The sequence below is a fragment of the Streptomyces sp. NBC_00829 genome (assembly GCF_045161795.1).
Lineage (GTDB): Bacteria > Actinomycetota > Actinomycetes > Streptomycetales > Streptomycetaceae > Streptomyces.
On record NZ_CP108867.1, the window covers coordinates 4,494,547 to 4,520,288 of the forward strand.

Here is a 25,742-nt window from a genome sequence, read left to right on the forward strand (position 1 = left end):
CGCCGTCGAGGAGATGCTCACCGGCGGCCCCCTCGACGTGCTGACCGGCGACTATCTCGCCGAGCTCACCATGCTCATCCTCGGGCGCGACCGGCTGAAGGACCCTGGCCTCGGCTACGCCAGGACTTTTCTGAAGCAGCTGGAGCAGACCCTCCACCTGGCCCACGAGCGCGGCGTGAAGATCGTCGCCAACGCGGGCGGGCTCAACCCGGCGGGCCTCGCGGACGCCGTGCGCGAACTCGCCGCCCGGGTCGGCGTACCCGTCCGGGTCGCCCATGTCGAGGGCGACGACCTCGCCGCCCGCTTCCCCGGCGCCCTCACCGCCAACGCCTACCTCGGCGGCGCCGGGATCGCCGAGTGCCTGCGCGCGGGGGCCGACATCGTCGTCACCGGCCGGGTCACCGACGCGGCGCTCGTCACCGGGCCGGCCGCCGCGCACTTCGGCTGGGGACCCGAGGAGTACGACCGGCTCGCGGGCGCGGTCGTCGCCGGGCATGTCCTGGAGTGCGGCACGCAGGCCACCGGCGGCAACTACGCCTTCTTCGACGGCCACGACGTACGCCGGCCCGGCTTCCCCCTCGCCGAGATCCACGACGACGGCAGCTGCGTCATCACCAAGCACGAGGGGACCGGCGGCCTCGTCGACATCGGCACCGTCACCGCGCAGCTGCTCTACGAGACGGGGGACGTCCGCTACCTGGGACCGGACGTCACCGCGCGCCTCGACTCCGTACGTCTGACGCAGGAGGGGCCCGACCGGGTCCGGATCTCCGGCGTACGCGGCGAGGCCCCGCCACCCACCCTCAAGGTCGGTCTCAACAGCCTCGGCGGCTGGCGCAACGAGGTCGTCTTCGTGCTGACCGGACTCGACATCGAGGCCAAGGCCCGCCTCGTCCGCGAGCAGCTGGACGACGCGCTGGGCAAGCACCGCCCGGCCGAGGTGACATGGGAACTGGCCCGCACCGAGCGGCCCGACGGCAACACGGAGGAGCGGGCGAGCGCCTGTCTGCGGCTCGTGGTGCGCGACAGCGACCCGGACAAGGTCGGCCGAGCGGTGAGCGGGGCCGCCATCGAGCTGGCGCTCGGCAGCTACCCCGGCTTCCATGTGACCGCCCCGCCGGGCAAGGGCGCGCCGTACGGGGTCTTCGCCGCCGAGTACGTCGACGCGGCCGGCGTCCCGCACACCGCCGTACTGCCGGACGGCGAGCGGATCGCGGTACCGGATCCCGTACGCACCCGGAGGCCCGAGGCGCTCCAAGCCCCCGGCGCGCTGCCCGACCCGCTGCCCGAAGGGCCCCGCACGACCGCCCCCCTCGGCCTGGTCGCGGGCGCCCGCAGCGGCGACAAGGGCGGCGACGCCAACGTCGGCGTCTGGGTCAGGTCCGACGAGGCGTGGCGCTGGCTCGCCCACGAGCTGACCGTGGACCGCTTCCGTGCGCTGCTCCCGGAGACCGCCGAACTGCCCGTCCAGCGCCACGTCCTGCCGAATCTGCGCGCCGTGAACTTCACCGTCGAAGGGCTTCTCGGCGAGGGCGTCGCCGCACGGGCCCGCTTCGACCCGCAGGCGAAGGCGCTCGGTGAGTGGCTGCGCTCGCGGTACGTCGACATCCCGGAGGTACTGCTGTGATCCCGGAGGCCGTTGTGATCCCGGAGGTACTGCTGTGACCGTGCTCGCCTCGGCCCTGGATGCCACGGGCCCCGACTACGCCGCCTCCCGGGACGCGATGCTCGCCCGGCTCGCCGACCTGGAGGCCGAGCACGCCAAGGCGCTGGCGGGCGGCGGCGAGAAGTACGTCGCCCGCCACCGCAAGCGCGGCAAGCTCCTGGCCCGCGAACGCATCGAGCTGCTGCTCGACCCCGACACCCCCTTCCTGGAGCTGTCGCCCCTCGCGGCCTGGGGCAGCGACTACCCGGTGGGCGCGTCCATGGTCACCGGCATCGGAGTCGTCGAGGGCGTCGAGTGCCTGATCACGGCCAACGACCCCACCGTGCGCGGCGGGGCGTCGAACCCGTGGACGCTGAAGAAGGCCCTGCGGGCGAACGAGATCGCGTACGCCAACCGGCTGCCGTGCATCTCACTGGTCGAGTCCGGCGGCGCGGATCTGCCGTCCCAGAAGGAGATCTTCATCCCCGGCGGGGCGCTCTTCCGGGACCTCACCCGCCTCTCGGCGGCCGGGATCCCGACGGTCGCCGTCGTGTTCGGCAACTCGACCGCCGGAGGCGCGTACGTCCCCGGCATGTCCGACCACACCATCATGATCAAGGACCGTTCGAAGGTCTTCCTCGGCGGACCGCCACTGGTGAAGATGGCGACGGGCGAGGAGAGCGACGACGAGTCGCTGGGCGGGGCCGAGATGCACGCCCGCACCTCGGGACTCGCCGACTACTTCGCGGTGGACGAGGCCGACGCACTGCGGCAGGCGCGCCGGGTGGTCGCCCGCCTCAACTGGCGTAAGGCGCACACCGACCCGGGCCCGGCCGAGCCGCCGGCCCACGAAGGGGAGGAGCTCCTCGGGATCGTGCCCGAGGACCTGAAGACCCCCTTCGACCCGCGCGAGGTGATCGCGCGGATCGTCGACGGCTCGGACTTCGACGAGTTCAAGCCGATGTACGGGCCGAGTCTGGTGACCGGGTGGGCACGGCTGCACGGCTACCCGGTGGGGGTGCTCGCCAACGCCCAGGGGGTGCTGTTCAGCGCTGAGTCCCAGAAGGCGGCGCAGTTCATCCAGCTCGCCAACCAGCGCGATGTGCCGCTGATCTTCCTGCACAACACCACCGGCTACATGGTCGGCAAGGAGTACGAGCAGGGCGGCATCATCAAGCACGGCGCGATGATGATCAACGCGGTCTCCAACTCCAAGGTCCCGCATCTGTCGGTCCTGATGGGCGCGTCGTACGGAGCCGGGCACTACGGCATGTGCGGCCGGGCCTACGACCCGCGCTTCCTCTTCGCCTGGCCGAGCGCGAAGTCGGCCGTGATGGGGCCGCAGCAGCTCGCGGGCGTGCTGTCGATCGTGGCGCGCGCCTCGGCGGCGGCCAAGGGGCAGCCGTACGACGACGAGGCCGACGCCGGCCTGCGGGCCATGGTGGAGCAGCAGATCGAGGCGGAGTCGCTGCCCATGTTCCTCTCGGGACGGCTCTACGACGACGGGGTGATCGACCCCCGCGACACCCGGACCGTCCTCGGGCTCTGCCTGTCCGCGATCCACACGGCACCGGTCGAGGGCGCGCGCGGCGGCTTCGGCGTCTTCCGGATGTGAGGGCCTGATGATTCAGTCTGTACTTGTCGCGAACCGGGGCGAGATCGCCTGCCGGGTCTTCCGTACCTGCCGCGAGCTGGGTATCACGACCGTCGCCGTGTACTCCGACGCCGACGCGTCGGCGCTCCACGTCCGGGAGGCGGACGCCGCGGTACGGCTGCCGGGCTCCGCCCCCGCGGACACCTATCTGCGCGGCGACCTGATCGTGAAGGCGGCACTGGCCGCGGGCGCGGACGCCGTGCACCCCGGGTACGGCTTCCTGTCCGAGAACGCGGAGTTCGCGCGGGCGGTCACGGACGCGGGGCTGGTCTGGATCGGTCCTGCGCCGTCCGCGATCGAGGCGATGGCGTCGAAGACACGGGCCAAGGAACTCATGGGCGGCGCGCCCCTGGACCCGGCCGCGGTCACCGAGGCGGATCTGCCGCTGCTGGTGAAGGCGGCGGCGGGCGGCGGCGGCCGTGGCATGCGGATCGTGCGGGAACTCGGCGCGCTCGAAGCCGAGATGGCGGCGGCCCGCTCCGAGGCCGCGTCCGCGTTCGGCGACGGCGAGGTGTTCCTGGAGCCGTACATCGAACGCGGCCGGCACGTCGAAGTGCAGGTACTCGCGGACGCGTACGGCACGGTGTGGGCGCTCGGCACCCGGGACTGCTCCCTCCAGCGCCGCCACCAGAAGGTCATCGAGGAGTCCCCGGCGCCCGGCCTGGCCGCGTCGCTGGTGTCCGGCCTCCATGAGTCGGCGGCGGCCGTGGCCCGCGCGGTCGGCTACCGGGGCGCGGGAACGGTCGAGTTCCTCGTCTCCCCCTCGGGCCGCTCCCACTTCCTGGAGATGAACACCCGCCTCCAGGTCGAACACCCGGTGACCGAGGCGGTGTTCGGCATCGACCTGGTCGCGCTCCAGCTGGCCGTGGCGGAGGGCGACCCGCTGCCCCCGGCGCCGCCCGAGGCCAGGGGCCACGCGGTGGAGGCCCGGCTGTACGCCGAGGACCCGGCGCAGGAGTGGGCCCCGCAGACGGGTGTACTGCACGGGCTCTCGGTACCCTCCGGGGTGCGCCTGGACACCGGGTACGCGGACGGCGACACCATCGGAGTGCACTACGACCCGATGCTGGCCAAGGTGGTCGCCTGGGCGCCCAGCCGGGCGGAGGCGCTGCGCAAGCTCGCCGGGGCGCTGGAGCGGGCCCGCATCCACGGCCCGGTCACCAACAGGGACCTGCTCGTCCGGTCCCTGCGGCACCCCGAGTTCGCCGGGTCCCGGATGGACACCGGCTTCTACGACCGCCACCTGCCGGAACTGACGGCCGCGGCCCCCGAGCCGTACGCACCCCTCGTCGCCGCGCTCGCCGACGCGCACGGACGGTCCCGGTTCGGCGGCTGGCGCAATCTGCACGCCCAGCCGCAGACCAAGCGCTACCGCACCGAGGCCGACGGCATCGAGCACGAGGTCCGCTACCGCCACACCCGGGACGGTCTCGACGCCGGCGGCGTCAAGGTCGTACAGGCCACCGCCTCCCTCGTCGTGCTCGAAGTGGAGGGCGTGCAGCGGAAGTTCGAGGTCACGTCCCACGGCGACCGGGTCTTCGTCGGCAACACCGCCCTGACCGCCCTGCCCCGCTTCCCCGACCCCACCGCCCAGCACGCCCCGGGCTCACTGCTCGCCCCCATGCCCGGGACCGTCGTACGTGTCGGAGAGGGGCTCGCCGAAGGGGCCCGGGTCACCCAGGGACAGCCGCTCGTCTGGCTGGAGGCGATGAAGATGGAACACCGCATCCTCTCGCCCGCCTCCGGCACTCTCACCGCGCTCCACGCCGTCCCCGGCCGCCAGGTCGAGGTCGGTGCCCTGCTCGCCGTCGTCCAGGAGGAGGAACCCGCGTCATGAACATCGAGAGCCAGGAGCACACCGACCTGCGTGCCGCCGTCGCCGCGCTCGGAGCGCGGCACGGAAGCGGATACGAACGCGAGAAGCTGTGGGCCGAGGCCGCGAGGCTCGGCTACCTCGGTGTGAACCTCCCCGAGGAGCACGGCGGCGGTGGCGGCGGCATGGCCGACCTCTCCATCGTCCTGGAGGAGCTCGGGGCCGCGGGCTGTCCGCTGCTGATGATGGTCGTATCTCCCGCCATCTGCGGCACGGTCATCGCCCGGTTCGGGACACAGCGGCAGCGGGCCGCCTGGCTGCCCGGTCTCGCCGACGGCACTCTGACCATGGCCTTCGGCATCACCGAGCCCGACGCCGGATCGAACTCCCACCGGATCACCACCACCGCCCGCCGGGACGGCGACGGCTGGATCCTCAGCGGACGCAAGGTCTTCATCTCCGGCGTCGACATCGCCGACGCCACCCTCGTCGTCGGCCGCACCGAGGACGCGAGGACCGGCCGGCTCAAGCCCTGCCTGTTCATCGTCCCGCGCGACGCCGAGGGCTTCCACCGCTCGCAGATCGACATGGAACTCCAGGCCCAGGAGAAGCAGTTCGAGCTGGTCCTCGACGAGGTGCGGCTGCCCGCCGAGGCACTTGTCGGCGATGAGGACGCGGGTCTGCTCCAGCTCTTCGCCGGGCTCAACCCCGAGCGCATCATGACCGCCGCGTTCGCCATCGGCATGGGCCGGTTCGCGCTCGACCGGGCGGTCGACTACGCCAAGACCCGCCAGGTGTGGAAGGACCCCATCGGCGCGCACCAGGCCATCGCCCACCCGCTCGCCCAGGCCCACATCGAGCTCGAACTCGCCCGCCTGATGATGCAGAAGGCCGCGGTCCTCTACGACGCCGGCGACGACATCGGTGCGGGAGAGGCGGCCAACATGGCCAAATACGCCGCAGGCGAGGCCTGTGTGAAGGCCGTCGACCAGGCCGTTCACACCCTCGGCGGCAACGGCCTGACCCGGGAATACGGCCTCGCGCGGCTCATCACCGCCGCCCGCGTGGCCAGGATCGCCCCGGTCAGCCGCGAGATGATCCTCAATTACGTGTCCCACCAGTCCCTGGGTCTCCCCAAGTCGTACTGACACAGGCGATTCTGGCCGTCCACACACTGAGGGGGCCTCCATGGTGTTCCACAGCGAGTACGCAGATGTCCCGGCCGTCACCCAGCCGATCCACGAGGCGGTGCTCGGCCGGGCGGCCGAGTACGGCGACGCTCTCGCGCTCGTCGACGGCGTGAACGGCACCACCGTCAGCTACGCCCAGCTCGACCGCTTCCACCGGCGTATCGCCGCCTCGCTCGCCGAGGCGGGACTGCGCAAGGGCGACGTCCTCGCCCTGCACAGCCCCAACACCGTCGCGTTCCCCTCCGTGTTCTACGGGGCGACCCGGGCGGGCGCCTCGGTCACCACCGTCCATCCGCTCGCCACGGCGGAGGAGTTCGCCCGGCAGCTGAGAGACTCCTCCGCCCGCTGGATCGTCACCGTCTCACCGCTCCTGGAGACCGCCCGCAGGGCCGCCGAACTGGTCGGCGGCATCGAGGAGATCTTCGTCTGCGACCGCGCGGACGGGCATGCCAGCGTCCTGGACATGCTCGGCTCGACCGCACCCGAGCCGTTCGTCGCCATCGACGCCACCGAGGACATCGCGGCCCTGCCGTACTCCTCGGGCACCACCGGCGTCCCCAAGGGCGTGATGCTCACCCACAGCTCCATCGGCACCAACCTGGCCCAGCTCGATCCGCTGCTGCCGACCCGCCCCGGAGACCGGATACTGGCGGTGCTGCCGTTCTTCCACATCTACGGTCTCACCGCCCTGATGAACGCCCCGCTGCGCAAGGGCGCCACCGTCGTCGTCCTGCCCCGCTTCGAGCTCGACACCTTCCTCGCGGCTATCGAGAACCACCGGATCAACGCCCTGTACGTCGCCCCGCCGATCGTGCTCGCCCTCGCCAAGCACCCGGCCGTCGAGAACTTCGACCTCTCCTCGCTCGAGTACGTCATCTCCTCGGCAGCGCCCCTCGACGCGGAGCTGGCCGCCGCCTGCTCGAAGCGGCTCGGGCTGCCGCCCATCGGCCAGGCGTACGGCATGACCGAGCTGTCGCCCGGCAGCCATCTCGTCCCGCTCGGCGCCGACAACGCTCCTCCCGGCACCGTCGGCAAGCTCATCGCCTCGACCGAGATGCGTCTCGTCTCGCTCGACGACCCCGCCCAGGACGTCGGTCCCGGCGAGGAGGGCGAGATCGCCATCCGCGGCCCCCAGGTGATGAAGGGCTACCTCGGCCGGCCCGACGCGACCGAGGCGATGATCGACCCCGACGGCTGGGTGCACACCGGCGACATCGGACGCGTCGACGCCGACGGCTGGCTCTTCGTCGTCGACCGGGTCAAGGAACTCATCAAGTACAAGGGCTTCCAGGTCGCCCCGGCCGAACTGGAGGCGCTGCTGCTCACCCACGAGGGCATCGCCGACGCGGCGGTGATCGGCGTGTACGACGAGGACGGGAACGAGATCCCCAAGGCGTACGTCGTACGACAGCGGGCCGCCGAAGATCTCACCGAGGACGACATCGTCGCCTTCGTCGCCGAGCGCGTCGCGCCGTACAAGAAGATCCGCCGCGTCCAATTCATCGGCGGAGTGCCGCGCGCCGCCTCGGGAAAGATCCTCAGACGTGAACTGAGAGACCGCGAGAGGGAGAACACGTGACAGAGCGTATGCCGCTGGTCGCCACCGCGTACGAACGCGGCATCACCACCCTGACGCTGGACTCGCCGGACAACCGCAACGCCCTGTCGGCGCGGCTCGTCGGCGAGCTGGCGCAGGCCCTGTCGGACTGCGCCGAGGACGAGTCCGTACGGGCCGTGGTGCTCACCCACGCCGGGTCCACGTTCAGCGCGGGCGCCGACCTGAAGGCCCCGCCCAACCCGTACACCTTCGTCGCCCTGCTGCGGCAGATCGTCACCCTGCCCAAACCGGTCGTGGCCCGTATCACCGGGCATGTGCGGGCCGGGGGCCTCGGCCTGGTCGGGGCGTGCGACATCGCCGCCGCCGCCTCAGCCGCGGACTTCGCGTTCACGGAGGTACGCATCGGGGTGGCGCCCGCCGTCATCTCGCTGCCGCTGCTGCCGCGCATGGACCCGCGCGCCGCCGAGCGCTACTACCTCACGGGGGAGCGCTTCGACGCGGCGGAGGCGGCCCGCGCCGGACTGCTCACACTCGCCGCCGACGATGTGGACGCGGGGCTCGCCCCCGTACTCGCCGGTTTCAGGAGCGCCTCCCCACAGGGGCTGGCCGCGGCGAAAGGGCTGGTCACGGCTAGGGTGCTGGAAGCCTTCGACCGGGACGCGGAAGACCTGGTGCAGCGCTCGGCCTCCCTCTTCGCGTCCGCCGAGGCGCGTGAGGGGATGACCGCCTTTCTCGAACGACGGGATGCCGCATGGGTGTTGTGACCCCTCCGAAGCAGGACCGCAGCCGGGCCACCCGGCAGCGGCTCCTGGAGGCCGCCGTGTCCTGCCTCGCCGAACACGGCTGGGCGGGCTCGACCGTGTCCGTGGTCGCCGAGCGGGCCGGCGTCTCGCGGGGAGCGGCGCAGCACCACTTCCCGACCAGGGAGGATCTGTTCACCGCCGCCGTCGAGTACGTCGCCGAAGAGCGCTCGGGGGCCCTGCGGGAGCTGCCCACACACAACCGCGTGGCCGTCGTGGCGGCCCTGGTCGACCTCTATACCGGGCCGCTGTTCCGGGCCGCCCTGCATCTGTGGGTGGCCGCGTCGAACGAGGAACAGCTGCGGGACCGGGTCACGGAGCTGGAGGCAAAGGTCGGCCGCGAGACCCACCGGATCGCGGTCCAGCTCCTCGACGTGGACGAGTCGGATCCCGGCGTACGCGAAACCGTCCAGGGGCTGCTCGACATGGCCCGCGGGCTGGGCCTCGCGAACCTGCTCACGGACGACGCCGCGCGGCGCCGCAGGGTGGTTGCGCAGTGGGCGGCCCTGCTGGACGAGGCGCTGGGCTGACGGCCCGGCCGCCCAGGACCGGCAGGCGGCCCCTCGAATGCGCCGTGTGACCCGGGCCAGGCACCCTTCGGGACCCGCGCAGTATCCTGGGCGAATGCTTCTGCTCGTACGACGCCGCCACGTGGACTACGTCCGCGTCACGAGCATGGGCTGTCGGCGCTCCGTCTGAAACCCAGCGCACAGCCCCCTCTCCACCCAGGTACCCGTGGCCCCGCCCCACCCCCGGCGGCCCCACGGATCCCCGTACACCCCGCGGACGCATCCATGTCGTACCTTCAGCTTCCCGTCATCGACCTCTCGGCCGCCGACCGCGGCCCCCAGGCTCGTGCGCTGCTCCACGCCCAGCTGCACAGCGCCGCCCATGACGTGGGCTTCTTCCAGCTCACCGGCCACGGTGTCACCGAGGCCGAGACGACCGCCCTCACCACCGCGATGCGGGCCTTCTTCGCGCTGCCCGAGGCCGACCGGCTCGCCATCGACAACATCAACTCAGCGCACTTCCGGGGCTACACGCGCATCGGCGACGAACGCACCGGCGGCCTTCAGGACTGGCGGGACCAGCTCGACATCGGCGCCGAGCGCCCCGCCCACGTCCCCGGCCCGGGCGAGCCCGGCTACTGGTGGCTCCAGGGCCCCAACCAGTGGCCCGACGCACTGCCCGGCCTGCGTACCGCCGCGCTCGCCTGGATCGACCGGCTCAGCGCCGTCGCCGACCGGCTCCTGCACGAACTGCTCGCCGCCATCGGCGCGCCCGCGGACTTCTACGACGGCATCTTCGGCGACCGCGCCCACCTCCACCTCAAGCTGGTGCGCTATCCGGGCAGCGCCTCGGACGGCGGGCAGGGCGTCGGCGCCCACAAGGACTACGGCTTCCTCACGCTGCTCCACCAGGACGAGATAGGCGGACTCCAGGTCCAGCGCGGCGACGGGCTGTTCCACGAGGTGCCGCCGATGGCCGGCGCGTTCGTCGTCAACCTCGGTGAACTCCTCGAAGTCGCCACGAACGGCTACCTCAAGGCCACCAACCACCGCGTGGTCAGTCCGCCCGGGGCCCTCGAGCGCTTCTCCGTGCCGTTCTTCTACAACCCGCGCCTGGACGCCCGCGTCGAACCGCTGTCGTTCCCGTACGCGGCGAACGCGCCCGGTGTGACCGTCGACCCGTCGAATCCGCTGTTCGCGGAGTACGGACGCAACGAACTCAAGGGCAAACTCAGGGCCCACCCGCTGGTCGCAGCCCGCCACCACGCGGACCTGCTGGAGCCGGCGGCGTAGCGGCCCGGGCGGACCGGACCGGGCGGGCGGTGCGGGCGGGGCGGACCGGGCGGGCGGGGCGGACCGGGCGGGACCTCACCGCCCCGCACCCGCCCCTCAGCCCGCGTAGGCCGCGATGCCCTCGTAGCCGGGGATCTCGCGCGGGTTCCGCGAACCCGGACCGATGTACCGCGCGGACGGCCGCACGAGCCGGCCGGTGCGCTTCTGCTCCAGGATGTGTGCCGACCAGCCGGCGGTACGGGCACAGCTGAACATCGAGGTGAACATGTGCGCCGGGACCTCCGCGAAGTCCAGCATGATCGCCGCCCAGAACTCCACGTTCGTCGCCAGGACCCGGTCCGGGCGGCGGTTGTGGAGCTCTTCCAGAGCGGCCCGCTCCAGCGCCTCCGCGACCTCATAGCGCGGCGCGTCAAGCTCCTTCGCCGTACGCCGCAGCACCCGCGCCCGCGGGTCCTCGGCCCGGTAGACGCGGTGGCCGAAGCCCATCAGACGCTCACCCTTGTCCAGGGCCCGCTTCACATAGGCGCCCGCGTCGCCCGTACGCTCGATCTCCTCGATCATCCCCAGCACACGCGAGGGCGCACCGCCGTGCAGCGGCCCCGACATCGCGCCCACGGCTCCGGAGAGGGCGGCGGCGACGTCCGCGCCGGTGGAGGCGATGACCCGGGCGGTGAAGGTGGAGGCGTTCATGCCGTGCTCGGCGGCCGACGTCCAGTACGCGTCGACGGCCTTCACATGACGTGGGTCCGGCTCGCCGCGCCAGCGGATCATGAACCGCTCGACGACGGACTGTGCCTTGTCGATCTCCTTCTGCGGCACCATCGGCAGCCCCTGTCCGCGCGCACTCTGTGCCACGTACGACAGGGCCATGACCGCGGCGCGCGCCAGATCGTCGCGGGCCTGCTCCGCGTCGATGTCGAGCAGCGGTTTCAGACCCCACACGGGGGCGAGCATGGCCAGCGCCGACTGCACGTCGACGCGGATGTCGCCGGAATGCACCGGAATCGGGAACGGCTCCGCGGGCGGCAGACCCGGGTTGAAGGCGCCGTCGACCAGCAGACCCCACACATTGCCGAAGGAGACATGGCCGACCAGATCCTCGATGTCGACGCCCCGGTAGCGCAGCGAACCGCCCTCCTTGTCGGGTTCGGCGATCTCCGTCTCGAACGCGACGACTCCTTCGAGTCCAGGTACGAAGTCGGACATCGGGCGGCTCCTCAAGAGATGCGGACGACAAATGCGACAAAGGGGGTCGGTGTGGATCAGTCACCCCGGTGATGCCCCGTGCGGCCGGTGGTCACCCCATCGCCGGGAGGCAGGCACGATATCCCCTGCTGTATGGAAGCCACAGTGGCCAGACCCAAGATTTTGGCCGGTCCGGCTGATGCGGGGAAGCGTGACATCCGGCACACTGCCCCATTTCGGGCCGGAAGGATTAACGGCACTCCGTGCCGGGCAAACTCGACCCCTGCGGCAGGATGGCCTCGTGACCGACCACGCCGCCCCGCCCCCGGATCTCGACGCCCTGACCCCGGATTCCGCCGTCCCGGCCCCGGATCCCGCCTCGCACGCCGCCGCCGTCATGTCGCATGATCCCGCCGTCATGCGTGAGCAGTACCGCTCGACGCCCCTTCTGGAGTCGGATCTGGCAGCCGACCCCATGGACCAGTTCGCCCGCTGGTTCAAGGACGCGGCGGCCGTCGAACTGCACGAGCCGAACGCCATGATCGTCTCCACCGCCACCCCGGACGGCCACCCGTCCTCCCGGACCGTGCTGCTCAAGCAGTTCGACGCGCGCGGTTTCGTCTTCTACACGAACTACGGCTCACGCAAGGGCCAGGAGCTCGCCGCCAACCCGTACGTCTCGCTCCTCTTCCCGTGGCACCCGCTCGCCCGTCAGGTCATCGTCACCGGCACGGCGGCCCGGATCGGCCGCGACGAGACGGCCGCGTACTTCCGCAGCCGCCCGCACGGCTCGCAGCTCGGCGCGTGGGCCAGCGAGCAGTCCTCGGTGATCGGCTCCCGCGACGAACTGCTGCGCCGGTACGAGGAGTTGGTGACCCGCTACCCCGAGGGCGAGCAGGTCCCGGCGCCGCCGGAGTGGGGCGGCTACCGGGTGCAGCCGCGGGCCGTGGAGTTCTGGCAGGGCCACGAGAACCGGCTCCACGACCGGCTGCGCTACGTCCTGACCGGCGCCGACGAGCCGTCCTGGCGGGTGGAGCGCCTCTCACCCTGAACCTGCTGCCCTCCGGCCGGCGCGCGAGCCGCCGGGCGGCCTCCGGCGCGGCGTCGACCGCCGCGGGGATGTCGGTGCGTCCGGGAACGCGGAAGCCCGAGGAGGCAGCGACCTGAGCCGGGCGGGAACCGCAGAAAGCAGAAACCCGCGGGCTCTGGTCCCTCCTTGCGGAGGGGCCGGCCGGACGTACCGGCGAGCCCGCGGGTCGGTGACTGCTCGGGATTGCGGCAGGAGGCCTGCCGACTGCACAGAGTGCGACCACAGGCCGTTAGCCCGCAGTCACCTCACGCGTCCGAAATGAAATCACTTCCGGATCACCTCCTTTCGTGTGTGCCCTCACCCTAGAAAGCCGTCGCGGAGGCCACAACCGAATTTCCGGCAGGCAACGATTTAGGGGAACCACGTGTGTCCTGAGTCACGTTCCAGTTGAATGATCTGACGGGCATCAGCCCGCGCGGACACGTCCTGCAGGGGGTCCAGGATGAGTGCTTCCAGGAGTGAGACCACCAATGCGCTCGGCCCGGACGAGCCGGAGCCGGAGGGCGGCGTGGGCTCCGGGGCTCAGGAGCCGGCTCCGGTGCCGGGGTCGCAGTTGCTCGCGGCGCTGCTCGACGGGATGGACGCCGCGCTCTGCGCCTTCGACGCCGACGGCACCATCACGCACTGGAACCGCGAGGCCGAGCGCATCCTCGGCTGGTCGCCCGACGAGGCCGTCGGACGGTGCGGGTTCGCGGGGTGGGCCGTGCGGACCGCCGACGCCGACGAGGTGCAGGAGCGGCTGCTGGCCGCGATGGACGGGCCGGGACGGCAGGTCCATGAGTTCGCCCTGCTGCGCAAGGACGGCGGTCGGGTGCTCGTACGGACCCAGTCGGCACGGGTGCTCGACGCGAAGGGCAGACCGGCCGGGGTGTACTGCGCCTTCAGCGAGGTGCATGCGCAGATCGACCTGGAGCGGTCGATCGCGCTCAGCGAGGCGCTGTTCGACGACGCGTCCTGGGGTGTGGTGCTGGTCGACGTGGACCTGCGGCCGACCGTCGTCAACGGCTACGCGGCGCGGGCACTCGGCGCCGGGCGTACCTCTCCGCTCGGTCGCCCACTGGGCGAACTGGTCGTCCAGGGCGTGGAGGAGCTGGAAGGCGCGCTCCACCATGTGCTCGCGGAGGGCGCGCCGCGGGGACTCACCGAACTCTGGGTCACGCTGAACACCACCCAGGGGGAGCAGCGCCGCTGCTGGCGCAGCGGGTTCCTGCGGCTGGCGTCACCGCTCGCGGAGGAGCCGGTACCGCTCGGGGTGGGCTGGCTGTTCCACGATGTGACCGAGTCGAAGCTGGCCGAGCAGCAGGCGGACCGGATGCGTTTCCGGTCGAGCCAGCTGCACCGGGCGGGACGGGCCGCCGCGGAGTGCGAGGACCCGATGGAGGCGGCGACGGCGTATCTGGACTTCGCGCTGGCGGGCTTCGCGGACCATGCGCTGATCGATCTGATGGAGCCGGAGGGGGAGCGCCTGTTCCGCGCGGCGGCGAGCCCTTCGGGTGCGCCGGGGCCATGTGGACCGGTGGCAGGCGGGGGCATCCCGGTGCGCTACCCGCACGGCCACCCGGCCATCCAGGCGGCCGACCGCAACGGCTCGGTCCGCGCGAGCGCACCCGCGGGCGCGGCGCCCGGCGACTGGGCGGCGGACCGCCAGTGGCCGCGGGATACCGTGCACGCGCTGTGCACGGCGCTGCGAAGCCGTGGCAGAACGCTCGGCGTCCTGACCTTCCTCCGCGGCCCGAGCCGCCCGGCCTTCGAACGCCAGGACTCGGTGTACGCGGAGAGTGTGGCGGTGCTGGCGGGGGCGGCGCTGGATCTGTCCCGGGTGACGGGGGGCTGAGGGGCAGGGGTCCCTCGCGGCGCCTGTTCCCCGCCCCGGACCTCTCGGCCCGGGGTACCGGATCGAGCCCCCGCGCCCTTCCGTCCCCGGAGAAGCGGGTGCGGGGCGGAGCCGCTGGCTACCGCCGGTAGAAGATCCGGTCCCCGTACTCCTCCATCACCCGGCCGTTCCACTCATGGCCCCCGTCCACATTCCCCGACCTCAGCAGCGGCGGCTCGATCCCCCGCTCCACCAGCCTCTCCGCAGCCGCGGCCATCATCGCCTGCATCAGCGCACTGGTGACGACCGTCGACGCGGGCGCGAACGGCGCCTCGATGCCCTCGTGGGTGAGCTCCGCGTCCCCGACCGTGATCTTGGAGTCGAGCACGATGTCGCAGTGGTCCTTGAGGAACGTGCCGGAGACGTGCCGCGACGTGGTGTCCTTCGCGTACGCCACCGAGGTCACGCCGATGACCGTGAGCCCGAGCGCCCGCGCGTTCATGGCCATTTCGACGGGCAGGGCGTTGCGGCCGGAGAGCGAGATGATCACGAGTACGTCGCCGGACCTGACGGGTGAGCAGTCGAGGACCGCGGACGCGAGACCGTCCACGCGCTCCAGGGCGGAGCCCAGTGTCGCGGGCATGACGTCGACACCCACCGCGCCCGGGACGGCGAGCAGGTTCATCAGGGCGAAGCCGCCGGCGCGGTAGACGACGTCCTGCGCGGCGAGTGAGGAGTGCCCGGCGCCGAAGGCGAAGAGACGGCCGCCCGCGGCGACGGCGTCGGCGACGGCGACGCCCGCGGCGGCGAGGTTCGGCGCCTCGTCGTCCCGTACTCGCTGGAGCAGACCGATCGCGGCGTCGAAGAACTGACCGGCCAGCTTGCTCTCGCTCATCGCCGAGTCCTTTCCGGAGGTGGGAACGCGGTGTGGGGACACTGAGGAGGCCGCACGCGTCTGTCAGGAAAGAGCGCGACGGACGGGTACGGTGCCGCGGGAATAGCCGCGCCGCGGATCACGTTGCGGTCTGGACCATTGCCCTGTCAATACAGCCTCACGTACGGGCTCATCGACAGGCTTCCCGACAGGCTTCCCCGGGCACGGCACGGTTGTCAGTGGGATGCGTCAGAATTGAGTCGGGGCCGCAGCGCACGATCTCATCGAGGGGCACGTATGTCCGGATTGATCGACACGACGGAGATGTATCTCCGCACCATCCTCGAACTGGAAGAGGAAGGTGTGGTGCCCATGCGCGCCCGAATCGCGGAGCGGCTCGACCAGAGCGGTCCGACGGTGAGCCAGACCGTGGCGCGTATGGAGCGGGACGGACTGGTGACGGTCGCGGGCGACCGCCACCTGGAGCTGACCGACGAAGGGCGCCGGCTGGCGACGCGTGTGATGCGCAAGCACCGCCTCGCGGAGTGCCTGCTCGTCGATGTGATCGGCCTGGAGTGGGAGCAGGTCCACGCGGAGGCATGCCGCTGGGAGCACGTGATGAGCGAGGCGGTGGAGCGGCGCGTGCTGGAGCTGCTGCGTCACCCCACGGAGTCTCCGTACGGGAACCCGATCCCGGGCCTTGAGGAACTGGGCGAGAAGGCGGAGGCCGACCCCTTCCTCGACGACGGCATGGTCTCGCTGGCGGACCTGGACCCGGGTGCGGACGGCAAGACGGTGGTCGTACGCCGAATTGGCGAGCCGATCCAGACGGACGCGCAGTTGATGTACACACTGCGCCGGGCCGGTGTGCAGCCGGGCTCGGTGGTGAGCGTGACCGAATCCGCGGGCGGAGTGCTGGTGGGCAGCAGTGGTGAGGCGGCGGAGCTGGAGGCCGACGTGGCCTCGCACGTATTCGTGGCCAAGCAGTAGGCCGGCCGTCGGCGTCGGCCGGTAACCGAATTCCACCCGCGAGTAACCGATTTTCGTCCGGAATGGCAGCGCCCGGGCGAATCGCGTGCCACGCTGTGGCTGAGGCATATGACCCACGGCCGGGGAGGGATCAGGGTGATGCGCCCGCCGTACGCCCCGCGCGCGAGTCGGCGCGCTCAGTACACCCCGTATGTCCCGCAGGCCATGACCGAGCGCTGCGGGACTCTGCATGCCCGGACCGCCCCGTGGGCTGGTCCTTGCGCCTGGGCCGCCCCGCGCGGTGGCCCGTACGCCGATAGCACACAGGAGGGCCCCGGCGCCCATGAGCGCCGGGGCCTGTCCTCCCCTGTGCTGACCCGGAGCCCCGAGCTCCCAGGGTCAATCCCCTCGGACCGTCTTCCCCGAGCGGCCCGCCTCCCGCTGAAGATCTCCCCCCGGGAGCGGGAGTCAATCCTTGGGCGCTGTCACTCGAATGAGCGGTGTTGTGCGGCAGAACCGCGTTTTCGAATAAAGGTTCGATAGTCTGGCGGGGCTGGAGAAGGTTCGACGGCGGGGGAGAGAAGGGGGTGCCAGGCCAGATGGTGCGGCGCATCGATGTGACCGGAGCCGACGGTGTACGCCTGGCTGCCTGGGAGTACGCCGATCCGCCCAAGGGGCGCGGTGAAGCGGAGCATGCCCCGGGGGTGTTACTGCTCCACGGACTGATGGGCCGCGCCTCGCACTGGGCCTCCACGGCCCGGTGGCTGGCGGAGCGGCACCGGGCGGTCGCCCTCGACCAGCGAGGCCACGGCCGCAGTGACAAGCCCACGGAGGGTCCTTTCACCCGACAGGCCTATGTCGCCGACGCGGAGACGGCGGTCGAACAGCTGAACCTCGCCCCGGTGACCCTCATCGGCCACTCCATGGGAGCGCTCACCGCCTGGCAGCTCGCGGCGAAGCGCCCCGATCTGGTCCAGGCCCTGATCATCTGCGACATGCGGGCGTCGGCGCTCGGTGCCGCGTCGCAGCGTGAGTGGGACGACTGGTTCCGCTCCTGGCCCGTCCCCTTCGCGGCCCTGGCGGATGTCCGGAAGTGGTTCGGTGAGGACGACCCCTGGCTGGAGCGTCACCATCCCACACGCGGGGAGTTCTTCGCCGAGGTCATGGCGGAGCGGGCGGACGGCTGGCGCCCGGTCTTCTCCCGCCGTCAGATGCTCACGTCCCGCGAGACCTGGGTCTATGACGCCCATTGGGAGGAGCTGGCCCAGGTCCGGTGCCCGGCCCTGGTGGTCCGCGGCCTGGACGGCGAGCTGGGCCGCGCCGAGGCCCAGGAGATGGTGCGGGTCCTGCCCCGTGGTCAGTACGCGGAGGTGGCGGACGCCGGCCATCTGGTCCACTACGACCAGCCGGAGGGCTGGCGGACGGCGATCGAGCCGTTCCTGGACGGTGTGCTGACGTCCTGAACCGGGCGGAGGGCTCCGGTGGGGCCGCCTTGTCTGGATGAAGTGCCGGGGGATCGCCTTCAGCCGTGGCGGCAACGGCTGGGCGATCAGCGGGATCGGCGTGGTCGGCGACCGGCGGGCCCGCGGGGGTGGGGTGCCGGCTTCGTGGGCCGCCGGGGTGGGCATGGGCCGCCGGGCGGGCCGGACGGTCAGAACGAGAAGACCGTGCCCTGGCCCATGCTGGCTTCCATCTCGCACATGTTGCCGTACGTGGCCGACCAGGTGACGTACTTGCCCTGCCAGACACCCTGGGCGCTGATGACGACGGGGTTCCACTGGCGCGTGCACGCCTTGTGCGAAGGCGACCGGGTCAGCGCGGCGAAGTCGCCGCCCACGGCCTTCAGTTCGGTGCACGCGCTCACCGGCGTGGGGTGGGTGCCCTTCGCGCGGGGCGCACAGGTCAGGGTGACCGCACGCTCGACGGTCGCGGTGGGGACGTCCTCGCCCTTGGCGATCGTGAGGACGAGGTCGGAAGGCGCGTACAGGCTCTGCGTCCGGGCGGGCTGCGCGGCCGGGGCCGGGGCCGACGTGACGGGCTGGGCCTGGGCGATGCCCGCGGTGGCCGTGCCGATCAGCAGGAGCGCCGAGGCGGTGGCGGCTGCGGCGAGTGTGTTGGGGATGTAACGCATCTGTGAAACTCCTTCGCTAGAGGATTGATTGCGGTCGGGAGTCTTGCGCATGCGCACAGTGAAAGCACATTGATCGCGTGTTTCCGGCCGCGTACGTTGGTTCGAAGGTGACCGAATGGTCGTTCGGGCAGCTCGGAGCGGGTATGGGGCCATGTCCACCATATGGACGATCATTGATCGTCCAACGAAGAACTAACCCCTGACCTGCGAGTACGGGAAACTCATCCATCGGCCGTGAGGCCTGCATCGACTGGAAATTGCCGCTCGGCGCGAGGTCGGTCCCGATGGTCTGGACTGTGGCCGGCAGGGCATGCGGAGACAGAATGCAAACGGACGTCAATCCGCAACCCTCACCCGTGCGGCTTCCAGGTGGACGCGGAGTTGTGTGGATTCGGTGATGAGAACGGCCGACCGGGTCAGTCGCTCGCGGACAGCCGTATACGGCAGGGGCCCCGGACACCGGCGAACCGGGCGGGACCGCTCTCAGCCCCGCCCGGGGAGCGGCTGCCCGGCGCCGCTTCCAGGGTCAGCCCTTGCTGACTGCCGTCAGGATCTCCGGCAGCCTGTTCGCCGTCTGCGGTGCCGCCACCCGTACGCCGGTCCAGCCGATCAGCAGCCCGTACCCCGCGCCCACCGGCAACAGCAGCCACAGCGCCGGCTGGTGGCCCGCTGCGTGCAGCCAGATCGTCAGAGCGATCACCGGCGAGCACAGCACCGCAGCCGAGATCATCCCGCCGAAGATCGAGACCCAGGCCAGCCCGCCCTGTCCCGGGGCGACGTTCTTGTACGCGCTGTCCTGCGGGATCGAGTACGGGAACCGGGCCGAGGCCATCGCCCCGGTCGCCAGCATCGCCCCCAGCAGCGCGAAGGACAGCCCGAGGACCTCGGGCAGGGCCTTCCAGTCGCCGAGCAGCGAGGCGGTCAGGACCGTGACGAGCGCCGTATACGGGAGGGTGATCACCAGCAGGGCCAGGGCGCGGGCGCGCAGCTCCGCGTAGGCGTCCTTCGTGGACGAGATCGTCAGCGCCACCATCCAGAACGCGGAGGTGTCCTGCCCGAACTGGTTGTACATCTGGATGCCGAGCATCCCCGCGGCGAAGCACGCGAAGTAGATCGAGCCCGTGCCCTGAAGGGCATTGAACAGCGGCACGATCAGGCCGATCGCGAGCGCCGTCACCCATGCCGCCTTCGTCTTCGGGTCCCGCCACACATAGCGCAGGCTCCGCTGCATCACCGTGCCCGTGCGGCCCTCCGGCAGCAGCCGGTGGAGGCCGGTGGTGGACTCCCTGTGCGTCGGCTCGGACGCCGCCGCCAGCGTCGAGCCGTCCGGGGTCGTCATCAGCTTGGTCAGACTGTGCTGCCAGGACCACAGCAGGGCGCCCAGGGCCACGGCCGACAGCGCCAGCTGCACCGCGGCCATCCCGTACGAGCCCTCGCTCGCCGAGTCCACCGCGCCGATCGCGGAAGCCGGAGGAAGCCACCGGACGATCTCCGCCGCCGGGTCGAGCGCGGAGAGGCCGCCCGCCGATCCCAGGCGCTGCGCCCCGAAGTTCACCACCTGGATGCCCACCGCGATCACCAGACCGCTGAGCACCGCCAGGTCGCGTCCCTTGCGCGAGGTCAGCAGCCGGATGTTGGCCGCGGCGACCGCGCGCGCCAGCGCCACACAGACCAGCAGCGCGAGCGGCACGGCGATCACGGACACCACGACCGCCGTCGTGCCGCGGGCGACCGCGAACGCCGAGCCGACCGCCAGACAGAGCGTGAACAGCGGCCCGATGCCCACCAGCGAGGCCACGAGCAGCGCGGACACCAGGGGGCGCGGGCGCAGCGGAAGCATCACCAGACGCGTCGGGTCCAGCGTCTCGTCACCGCTCGGGAAGAACAGTGGCATCACCGCCCAGCCCAGCGCCAGGATTCCGATCAGCAGCACCACCAGCGGCGCCGCGTGGTCATTGCCACGCAGTGCGATCAGGCCGATCAGCTGGAGCGCCGCGAACAGGAGCGTGACGACGACGGACGTGATGTACGCGGCTCTGCGGCCGGACGACTGGAGCAGACCGTTGCGCAGCAGCGACAGTTTCAGCCGTACGAAGACCGGAGTGAGGGCGGCCGCGTTCACCGTGTGCCACCGCCGAGCCAGTCGAGCGACTCCCCGGCACCCCGGTTCTGTGCGCCCACCAGCTCCAGGAAGGCGCTCTGCAGCGAGGGCGCGTCGCCCCGCACCTCGGCCAGCGGCCCCTGCGCGCGGATCCGGCCCGCGGCCATCACCGCCACCCAGTCGCACAGCGACTCCACCAACTCCATCACATGGCTGGAGAAGACCACGGTCGCGCCCGAGGCGGTGTACCGCTCAAGGACCCCGCGGATCGTCTGCGCCGAGACCGGGTCGACGCCCTCGAACGGCTCGTCCAGGAAGAGCACTTCGGGGTTGTGCAGCAGGGCTGCCGCCAGACCGATCTTCTTGCGCATGCCCGTGGAGTAGTCGACGACCAGCTTGTGCTGCGCGCCCGCCAGGTCCAGCACGTCCAGCAGCTGCGCCGCGCGCTTGTCGACCTCGTCGCCCGGCAGGCCGCGCAGCCGCCCGCTGTACGCGAGCAGTTCGCGGCCCGAGAGCCGCTCGAACAGGCGCAGGCCCTCGGGCAGTACACCGATACGGGACTTCACCTCGACCGGGTCGCGCCACACGTCGTGGCCGGCGACCTCGACACGGCCCTGGTCCGGCCGGAGCAGACCCGTCACCATCGACAGGGTCGTCGTCTTGCCCGCGCCGTTCGGCCCGACCAGGCCGATGAACTGGCCCGCGGGGAGCGTGAGGTCGATGCCGGCGACCGCGATCTGCTCACCGAACCTCTTCCACAGCCCCTCGACGCGAACGGCGGGCGGCGCTGTCCGCGCTCCGCCCGCCGCTTCGGCTCCAATTGCCTGGTCCGGCATGGTGCCCCGCCCTTCGATGTCCCCGTGAGAATCTTTTTACGGGACCACCTTATGTACGGCACGCGCTAACCACGCCGTGCCCGTTCGGCGGCTGCCTCCCGTCCGCACGCGTACGCCAGGGGACTGATCAACTCGTCCGCGTCGGGCAGCCAGCGGTTGGCGGGGGTGGGGCGGCGCGCCCACTGCACCGCGCCCTGGCCGCCGATCCTGGTCGGCGGCGCCGCGATGTAGTGGCCTTCGCCGCGCGCGATCAGATCGATGGCGCTCGGGGTCCATCCCAGGGTGCGGATCAGATCGGGGACCTTCAGGGCCGCTCCGGGCAGGACGAAGAACAGCATCCGGCGGTCGGGGGTGCACGTCACCGGGCCCAGCGGGAGGTCCATCCGCTCCAGGCGCGCGAGGGCCAGGAAGCCCGCGGACTCCGGGACGTCCAGAGCGTCGAAGGTGCGGCCCGTCGGCAGCAGGACCGATGCCTTCGGATGCTTCGACCACAGGCGGCGTGCGGCGACCGCGCTGCCGGTCGCCTGGTTCGCCCAGTCCGGCCTGGCCGAGTGCGCGCCGGGAGCCGCGCACTGCGTGTCGCCGCAGGAGCAGTGTTCCCTGCCGTGCGCCGCCTCCAGCCAGGTGCCGGGGAACACGTCCCAGTGCCGCTCTTCCGCGTACCGCACGGCATTGTCCAGCAGCTGCTCACCTCGCTGTTGGGGGATCTGTGCGGCTTCCGTGACTCCGATGGTCTCTTCCACGACACACTCAACTACCGCCGTCACCTTGGGTTACGGGCGGTTCGCGGCAGTGGCCGGGAGCATCGATCCTGCACGCGGGGCGCACGGGTGCACGGGCGGGGGCGCGCGCGAGCGCGGGCTACGGCGGGTGGGTAGCCACCCGCGGGGGGAGTCGGCTCGTGATCGGGTCGTCCAGGAAAAACCCGACCAACTCACTCCAAGTCTGCATTCTCCGTGAAACAGCCGGGCAATGATCACCGTATGGATCATCGCGGTCTCAGGGGGTAGTCATGGCAGCCAGGCCTCTCGTCGCTCGACAACCGAACGAACGGTTGCAGGCGCTCATTCAGGAAGCCGGGTGCTCCAACGCCGGCCTCGCCCGTCGGGTGAACATGGTGGGCACGGAACGGGGGTTGGACCTTCGCTACGACAAGACATCGGTAGCACGCTGGCTGCGCGGGCAGCAGCCGCGCGGTCGCGCGCCGGGAATCATCGCCGAGGCACTCGGCCGCAAACTGGGCCGTACGGTCACGATCGACGAGATCGGCATGGCCAACGGCAAGAACCTCGCGTCGGGCGTCGGCCTGCAGTTCTCGCCGACCGTGCTCGGCGCGATCGAACAGGTCTGTGAGCTGTGGCGCAGTGACGTCGGCCGTCGCGACTTCCTGTCCGGCTCGGCGGTCGCGGCCTCCGCGCTGGTCGAGCCGAGCCGCGACTGGCTGATCACCGGCGCGGACAGTCAGGTGGCGCGATCGGCCGGGGCCCGGGTCGGGATCTCGGACGTCGAAGCGGTACGGGCGATGACGTCGGCGCTGACCGAACTGGACCACCGCTTCGGCAGCGGCCATGTCCGGCCGGTCGTCGTGCACTATCTGAACAGCGTGGTCTCCGGGCTGCTGTCCGGGTCGTACCGCGAAACGGTCGGCCGCGAACTGTTCGCCGCGGTGGCCCGGTTGACCGAGCTCGCCGGGTACATGGCGGTGGACACCGGACAGCCGGGCCTCGCCCAGCGCTACTACATCCAGGCGCTGCGCCTGGCCCAGGCGGCGGGCGACCGGGGATACGGCGGCTATGTGCTGGCCGCCTCCATGAGTCATCTGGCCGCGCAGCTGGGGAACCCGCGAGAGATCGCCCAGCTCGCCAGGGCCGCACAGGAAGGCGCGCGGGGGAGGGTCACCCCGCGGGCCGAGGCGATGTTCTATGCCGCGGAGGCGCGCGGACACGCCCTGCTCGGGGATGTCCGCACCTGTCACGAGGTGGCCGGCAGAGCGCTCCGGTCGCTGGAGCACGCCGAACCGTCCTCGGGCGACGACCCGCCCTGGATCGCCCACTTCGACGACGCCTATCTCGCCGACGAGCTGGCGCACTGCTACCGCGACCTGGGTCAGCCGGAGGCAGCCGCGCACCACGCGGCGCACGCCCTCGACGGCCACCCCGAGTCACGGGCCAGGCGGCGGGCGATCGGGCTCGTCCTGCTGGCCACGGCACAGGTGCAGCAGCGGGAGGTCGAGCAGGCCTGTCACACGGGCACGCGCGCGGTGGAACTGCTGGGGCGACTGCGCTCCAGCAGGGGCGCGGAGTACCTCGATGATCTTCAGCAGCGTCTTGAGCCGTATGCGGACGAGCCGTCGGTCCGCGAGTTCGGGGCGAGGATCGAGCTGCAGGCGGCGTAGGGAGCGAGCGAGGATTCGGAGGCCGGATTACAGCGTCGTGGGCGGCGGTCTTGTTACCGCCGTCACGCGTGTGTGCGGAGCGGCTGGGGCACCCGGTAGCGTGAACCGTCGCATACGCAGGTCCACACGTAGGAGTCCCGGTGACGCAAAGCGGACAGGGTGACGAGCAGCGGCAGCCTGCTGCTCCGCTCGCGCACGAAGGCGTCGTACTGCCCGCCGACGGTAGCGAGCCCTGGATACCGGGGGTCTCCGACGCTCAGGCGTCCCCGGCGGGCGGCAGACCCTGGGGCGAGCCGTGGGGACCTCAGCAGAGCGCTCAGGCGGGTCCAGGAGCGGGCGCTCAGGGTGGACCGGGCGGCTGGGGCGAGGCCACGGGGGCGGGGTACGGCGGTCAGCCGCTGCCGCCCGCGGGGTACGGCGGTCAGCAGCAGGGTGACCCGATGTCCGGGTACGACGGTCAGGCGCAGGGCCCGCAGCCCGGGTACGGCGCGCAGGGGCAGGGCCCGCAGGCCGGGTACGACGGTCAGGTCCCGGGTGGGTACGGCGCGCAGGCACAGGGCCCGCAGGCCGGGTACGACGGTCAATCGCTGCCCGGGGCCGGGTACGGCGGCCAGGCGCCGCCCCCGCAGGGCCCGCCCACGCAGGTCGGGTACAGCGGTGGGCCGCTCCCGCCGCACGCCCCCGCTCCGGACGCCGAGTACGGCACCCAGGTGCTGCCCGCGCAGAGCGGATACGGCACGCAGGTCCCGAACGCGCAGGTCCCGAACGCGCTGCCCCCGCACGCCGCCGTCGGCGGGGACTCCGACGTCACGCAGTTCATTCCGCCCGTCGCGCCGGGTGCGCTGCCGCCCGAGACCCCCGCCGAGTCGACCACCTTCCTCGGGGCGCACAGCGGCGGCCAGGCGCCCGCCCAGGGGTCCGACGCCGACGCCACGCAGTACATCGCGCCCGTACCGCCCGCGCCCGCCGGTGCCCCCTTCGGGATCCGGCCCGGGGCTCCGGAGGAGCGGCAGCCGCCCGCGGAGTTCGACAGCCTGTTCCGCACGGACGCGCCCGCCGCCCAGACGCCCGACTCCACCCAGCAGCTACCGCGGTTCGACGCTCCGCGGCCCGCGGCCCGGCCGCGGTACCAGCAGGCACAGCCTCAGCATGCACAACAGCAGTACCAGCAACAGCAGTACCAGCAGCAGCGCCGTCAGCCGCCGTACGAGCCCGAGGACTTCGACTCCGAGCCCCGCTCGCGCAGGTCCTCGCGCCTGCCGGTCGTCGTGGCCGTCGTCGTCGGCTGCGCCGTCCTCGGACTGGGCGTCAGCGCCCTGATGTTCAGCGGCGGGGACGACGCCAAGGACGACCCCGGCACCGGCACGAACGTGGCCGCCGGTTCTCCCGCCCCGAAAGTCAGCCCCAAGGCCGCCGACGATCCCGCCAAGGCGCAGGCCGAGGCGCTCGACAAGCTCCTCGCGGACAGCAACAACAGCCGCTCCGCGGTGATCCGCTCGGTGGAGAACATCAAGCAGTGCCAGAACCTGGACCAGGCGGCCACGGATCTGCACGGCGCGGCCGAACAGCGCCGCGGTCTGGTGACCCGGCTCCAGGGTCTGACGGTCGACAAGCTGCCCGATCACGCCGACCTGACCTCGTCGCTCACCAGGGCGTGGCAGGCGTCGGCATCGGCCGACGACCACTATGCGTCCTGGGCCCAGCAGGTCAAGGGCAAGAAGGGCTGCAAGGGCGGCAAGGCGCGCAACACCGGCCAGACCGCCCTGGCCAACCGGGCCAGCGGCGACGCGACCAGGGCCAAGAAGGAGGCCTCGGGGCTGTGGAACACGATCGCCGCCAAGTACGGGCTCACCGAGCGGCGCAGCGACCAGCTCTGACAGCCGCGC

General features: G+C 71.7%; 20 protein-coding genes. 14 read left to right on the forward strand and 6 right to left on the reverse strand.

The genetic code is table 11. The features are described from left to right. Positions 1-13 precede the first annotated feature (13 nt). The 8 genes from OG293_RS19830 (at position 14) to OG293_RS19865 (ending at position 10,462) form a co-directional block, all read left to right on the forward strand. Positions 14-1,627 (forward strand): acyclic terpene utilization AtuA family protein, encoded by a 1,614-nt coding sequence (locus OG293_RS19830; RefSeq protein ID WP_406003647.1) that lies wholly within the window; start codon positions 14-16, stop codon positions 1,625-1,627. A 34-nt stretch (positions 1,628-1,661) separates the two neighbouring features. Then, complete coding sequence (locus tag OG293_RS19835; RefSeq protein WP_406000114.1) at positions 1,662-3,260, forward strand: acyl-CoA carboxylase subunit beta; 1,599 nt, start codon at positions 1,662-1,664, stop codon at positions 3,258-3,260. A 7-nt stretch (positions 3,261-3,267) separates the two neighbouring features. Beyond that, positions 3,268-5,136 (forward strand): acetyl/propionyl/methylcrotonyl-CoA carboxylase subunit alpha, encoded by a 1,869-nt coding sequence (locus OG293_RS19840; RefSeq protein WP_406000115.1) that lies wholly within the window; start codon positions 3,268-3,270, stop codon positions 5,134-5,136. Then, positions 5,133-6,260, forward strand: a complete 1,128-nt coding sequence (locus tag OG293_RS19845) for an acyl-CoA dehydrogenase family protein (RefSeq protein ID WP_406000116.1) — start codon at positions 5,133-5,135, stop codon at positions 6,258-6,260. Before OG293_RS19840 ends, OG293_RS19845 begins: the two co-directional genes overlap by 4 nt. Positions 6,261-6,300: 40 nt before the next feature. Beyond that, a complete protein-coding gene (locus OG293_RS19850; protein ID WP_406000117.1) occupies positions 6,301-7,881 on the forward strand; it encodes a 4-coumarate--CoA ligase family protein in 1,581 nt (526 codons plus the stop codon). Positions 7,882-7,889: 8 nt separating this feature from the next. Then, positions 7,890-8,624: an enoyl-CoA hydratase family protein gene (locus OG293_RS19855; protein WP_406003648.1), complete on the forward strand. Its 735-nt coding sequence runs from the start codon at positions 7,890-7,892 to the stop codon at positions 8,622-8,624. After that, positions 8,612-9,190 carry a TetR/AcrR family transcriptional regulator gene (locus OG293_RS19860; protein WP_406000118.1) on the forward strand — a complete coding sequence of 193 codons (579 nt, stop codon included), beginning with the start codon at positions 8,612-8,614 and terminating at the stop codon, positions 9,188-9,190. The genes OG293_RS19855 and OG293_RS19860 overlap by 13 nt, the downstream gene beginning before the upstream one ends. Before the next feature lie 264 nt (positions 9,191-9,454). Continuing rightward, positions 9,455-10,462, forward strand: coding sequence for an isopenicillin N synthase family dioxygenase (locus tag OG293_RS19865; RefSeq protein ID WP_406000119.1), 1,008 nt, complete (start codon positions 9,455-9,457; stop codon positions 10,460-10,462). Positions 10,463-10,558: 96 nt separating this feature from the next. Here OG293_RS19865 and OG293_RS19870 read toward each other — a convergent pair whose 3' ends face one another. After that, a complete protein-coding gene (locus OG293_RS19870) occupies positions 10,559-11,668 on the reverse strand; it encodes a citrate synthase 2 (RefSeq protein WP_406000120.1) in 1,110 nt (369 codons plus the stop codon). 376 nt (positions 11,669-12,044) lie between these two features. Between OG293_RS19870 and pdxH the strand changes: the two genes are divergently transcribed. Next, complete coding sequence (pdxH, locus tag OG293_RS19875) at positions 12,045-12,698, forward strand: pyridoxamine 5'-phosphate oxidase (protein WP_406003649.1); 654 nt, start codon at positions 12,045-12,047, stop codon at positions 12,696-12,698. 481 nt (positions 12,699-13,179) lie between these two features. Then, entirely contained in the window at positions 13,180-14,571 is a 1,392-nt protein-coding gene (locus tag OG293_RS19880) for a PAS domain-containing protein (protein WP_406000121.1), read from the forward strand. A 118-nt stretch (positions 14,572-14,689) separates the two neighbouring features. On the opposite strand, the gene OG293_RS19885 is transcribed toward OG293_RS19880, so the two are convergent. Then, a complete protein-coding gene (locus tag OG293_RS19885; protein ID WP_406000122.1) occupies positions 14,690-15,445 on the reverse strand; it encodes an SIS domain-containing protein in 756 nt (251 codons plus the stop codon). A 276-nt stretch (positions 15,446-15,721) separates the two neighbouring features. Here OG293_RS19885 and OG293_RS19890 point away from each other — a divergent pair, with 276 nt between their 5' ends. Then, positions 15,722-16,414 carry a metal-dependent transcriptional regulator gene (locus tag OG293_RS19890; RefSeq protein ID WP_326650719.1) on the forward strand — a complete coding sequence of 231 codons (693 nt, stop codon included), beginning with the start codon at positions 15,722-15,724 and terminating at the stop codon, positions 16,412-16,414. Between the two features lie 578 nt (positions 16,415-16,992). Next, entirely contained in the window at positions 16,993-17,856 is an 864-nt protein-coding gene (locus tag OG293_RS19895; protein ID WP_406003650.1) for an alpha/beta fold hydrolase, read from the forward strand. Positions 17,857-18,044: 188 nt separating this feature from the next. Here OG293_RS19895 and OG293_RS19900 read toward each other — a convergent pair whose 3' ends face one another. From OG293_RS19900 to OG293_RS19915, 4 genes are all read right to left on the reverse strand, one after another. Further along, on the reverse strand, positions 18,045-18,524 hold the full coding sequence (locus tag OG293_RS19900) for a subtilase-type protease inhibitor (RefSeq protein WP_406000123.1): 480 nt from the start codon (positions 18,522-18,524) through the stop codon (positions 18,045-18,047). A 526-nt stretch (positions 18,525-19,050) separates the two neighbouring features. Next, a complete protein-coding gene (locus tag OG293_RS19905) occupies positions 19,051-20,646 on the reverse strand; it encodes a transporter (RefSeq protein WP_406000124.1) in 1,596 nt (531 codons plus the stop codon). Beyond that, on the reverse strand, positions 20,643-21,461 hold the full coding sequence (locus OG293_RS19910; protein ID WP_406000125.1) for an ABC transporter ATP-binding protein: 819 nt from the start codon (positions 21,459-21,461) through the stop codon (positions 20,643-20,645). The genes OG293_RS19905 and OG293_RS19910 overlap by 4 nt, the downstream gene beginning before the upstream one ends. A gap of 65 nt (positions 21,462-21,526) precedes the next feature. Beyond that, positions 21,527-22,204, reverse strand: coding sequence for a bifunctional DNA primase/polymerase (locus tag OG293_RS19915; RefSeq protein ID WP_406000126.1), 678 nt, complete (start codon positions 22,202-22,204; stop codon positions 21,527-21,529). 269 nt (positions 22,205-22,473) lie between these two features. On the opposite strand from OG293_RS19915, the gene OG293_RS19920 reads away from it, so the two are divergent. Both OG293_RS19920 and OG293_RS19925 read left to right on the forward strand, forming a co-directional pair. Further along, complete coding sequence (locus OG293_RS19920) at positions 22,474-23,856, forward strand: transcriptional regulator (protein WP_406000127.1); 1,383 nt, start codon at positions 22,474-22,476, stop codon at positions 23,854-23,856. A gap of 140 nt (positions 23,857-23,996) precedes the next feature. Next, positions 23,997-25,733, forward strand: a complete 1,737-nt coding sequence (locus OG293_RS19925) for a hypothetical protein (protein WP_406000128.1) — start codon at positions 23,997-23,999, stop codon at positions 25,731-25,733. Positions 25,734-25,742: the final 9 nt, after the last annotated feature.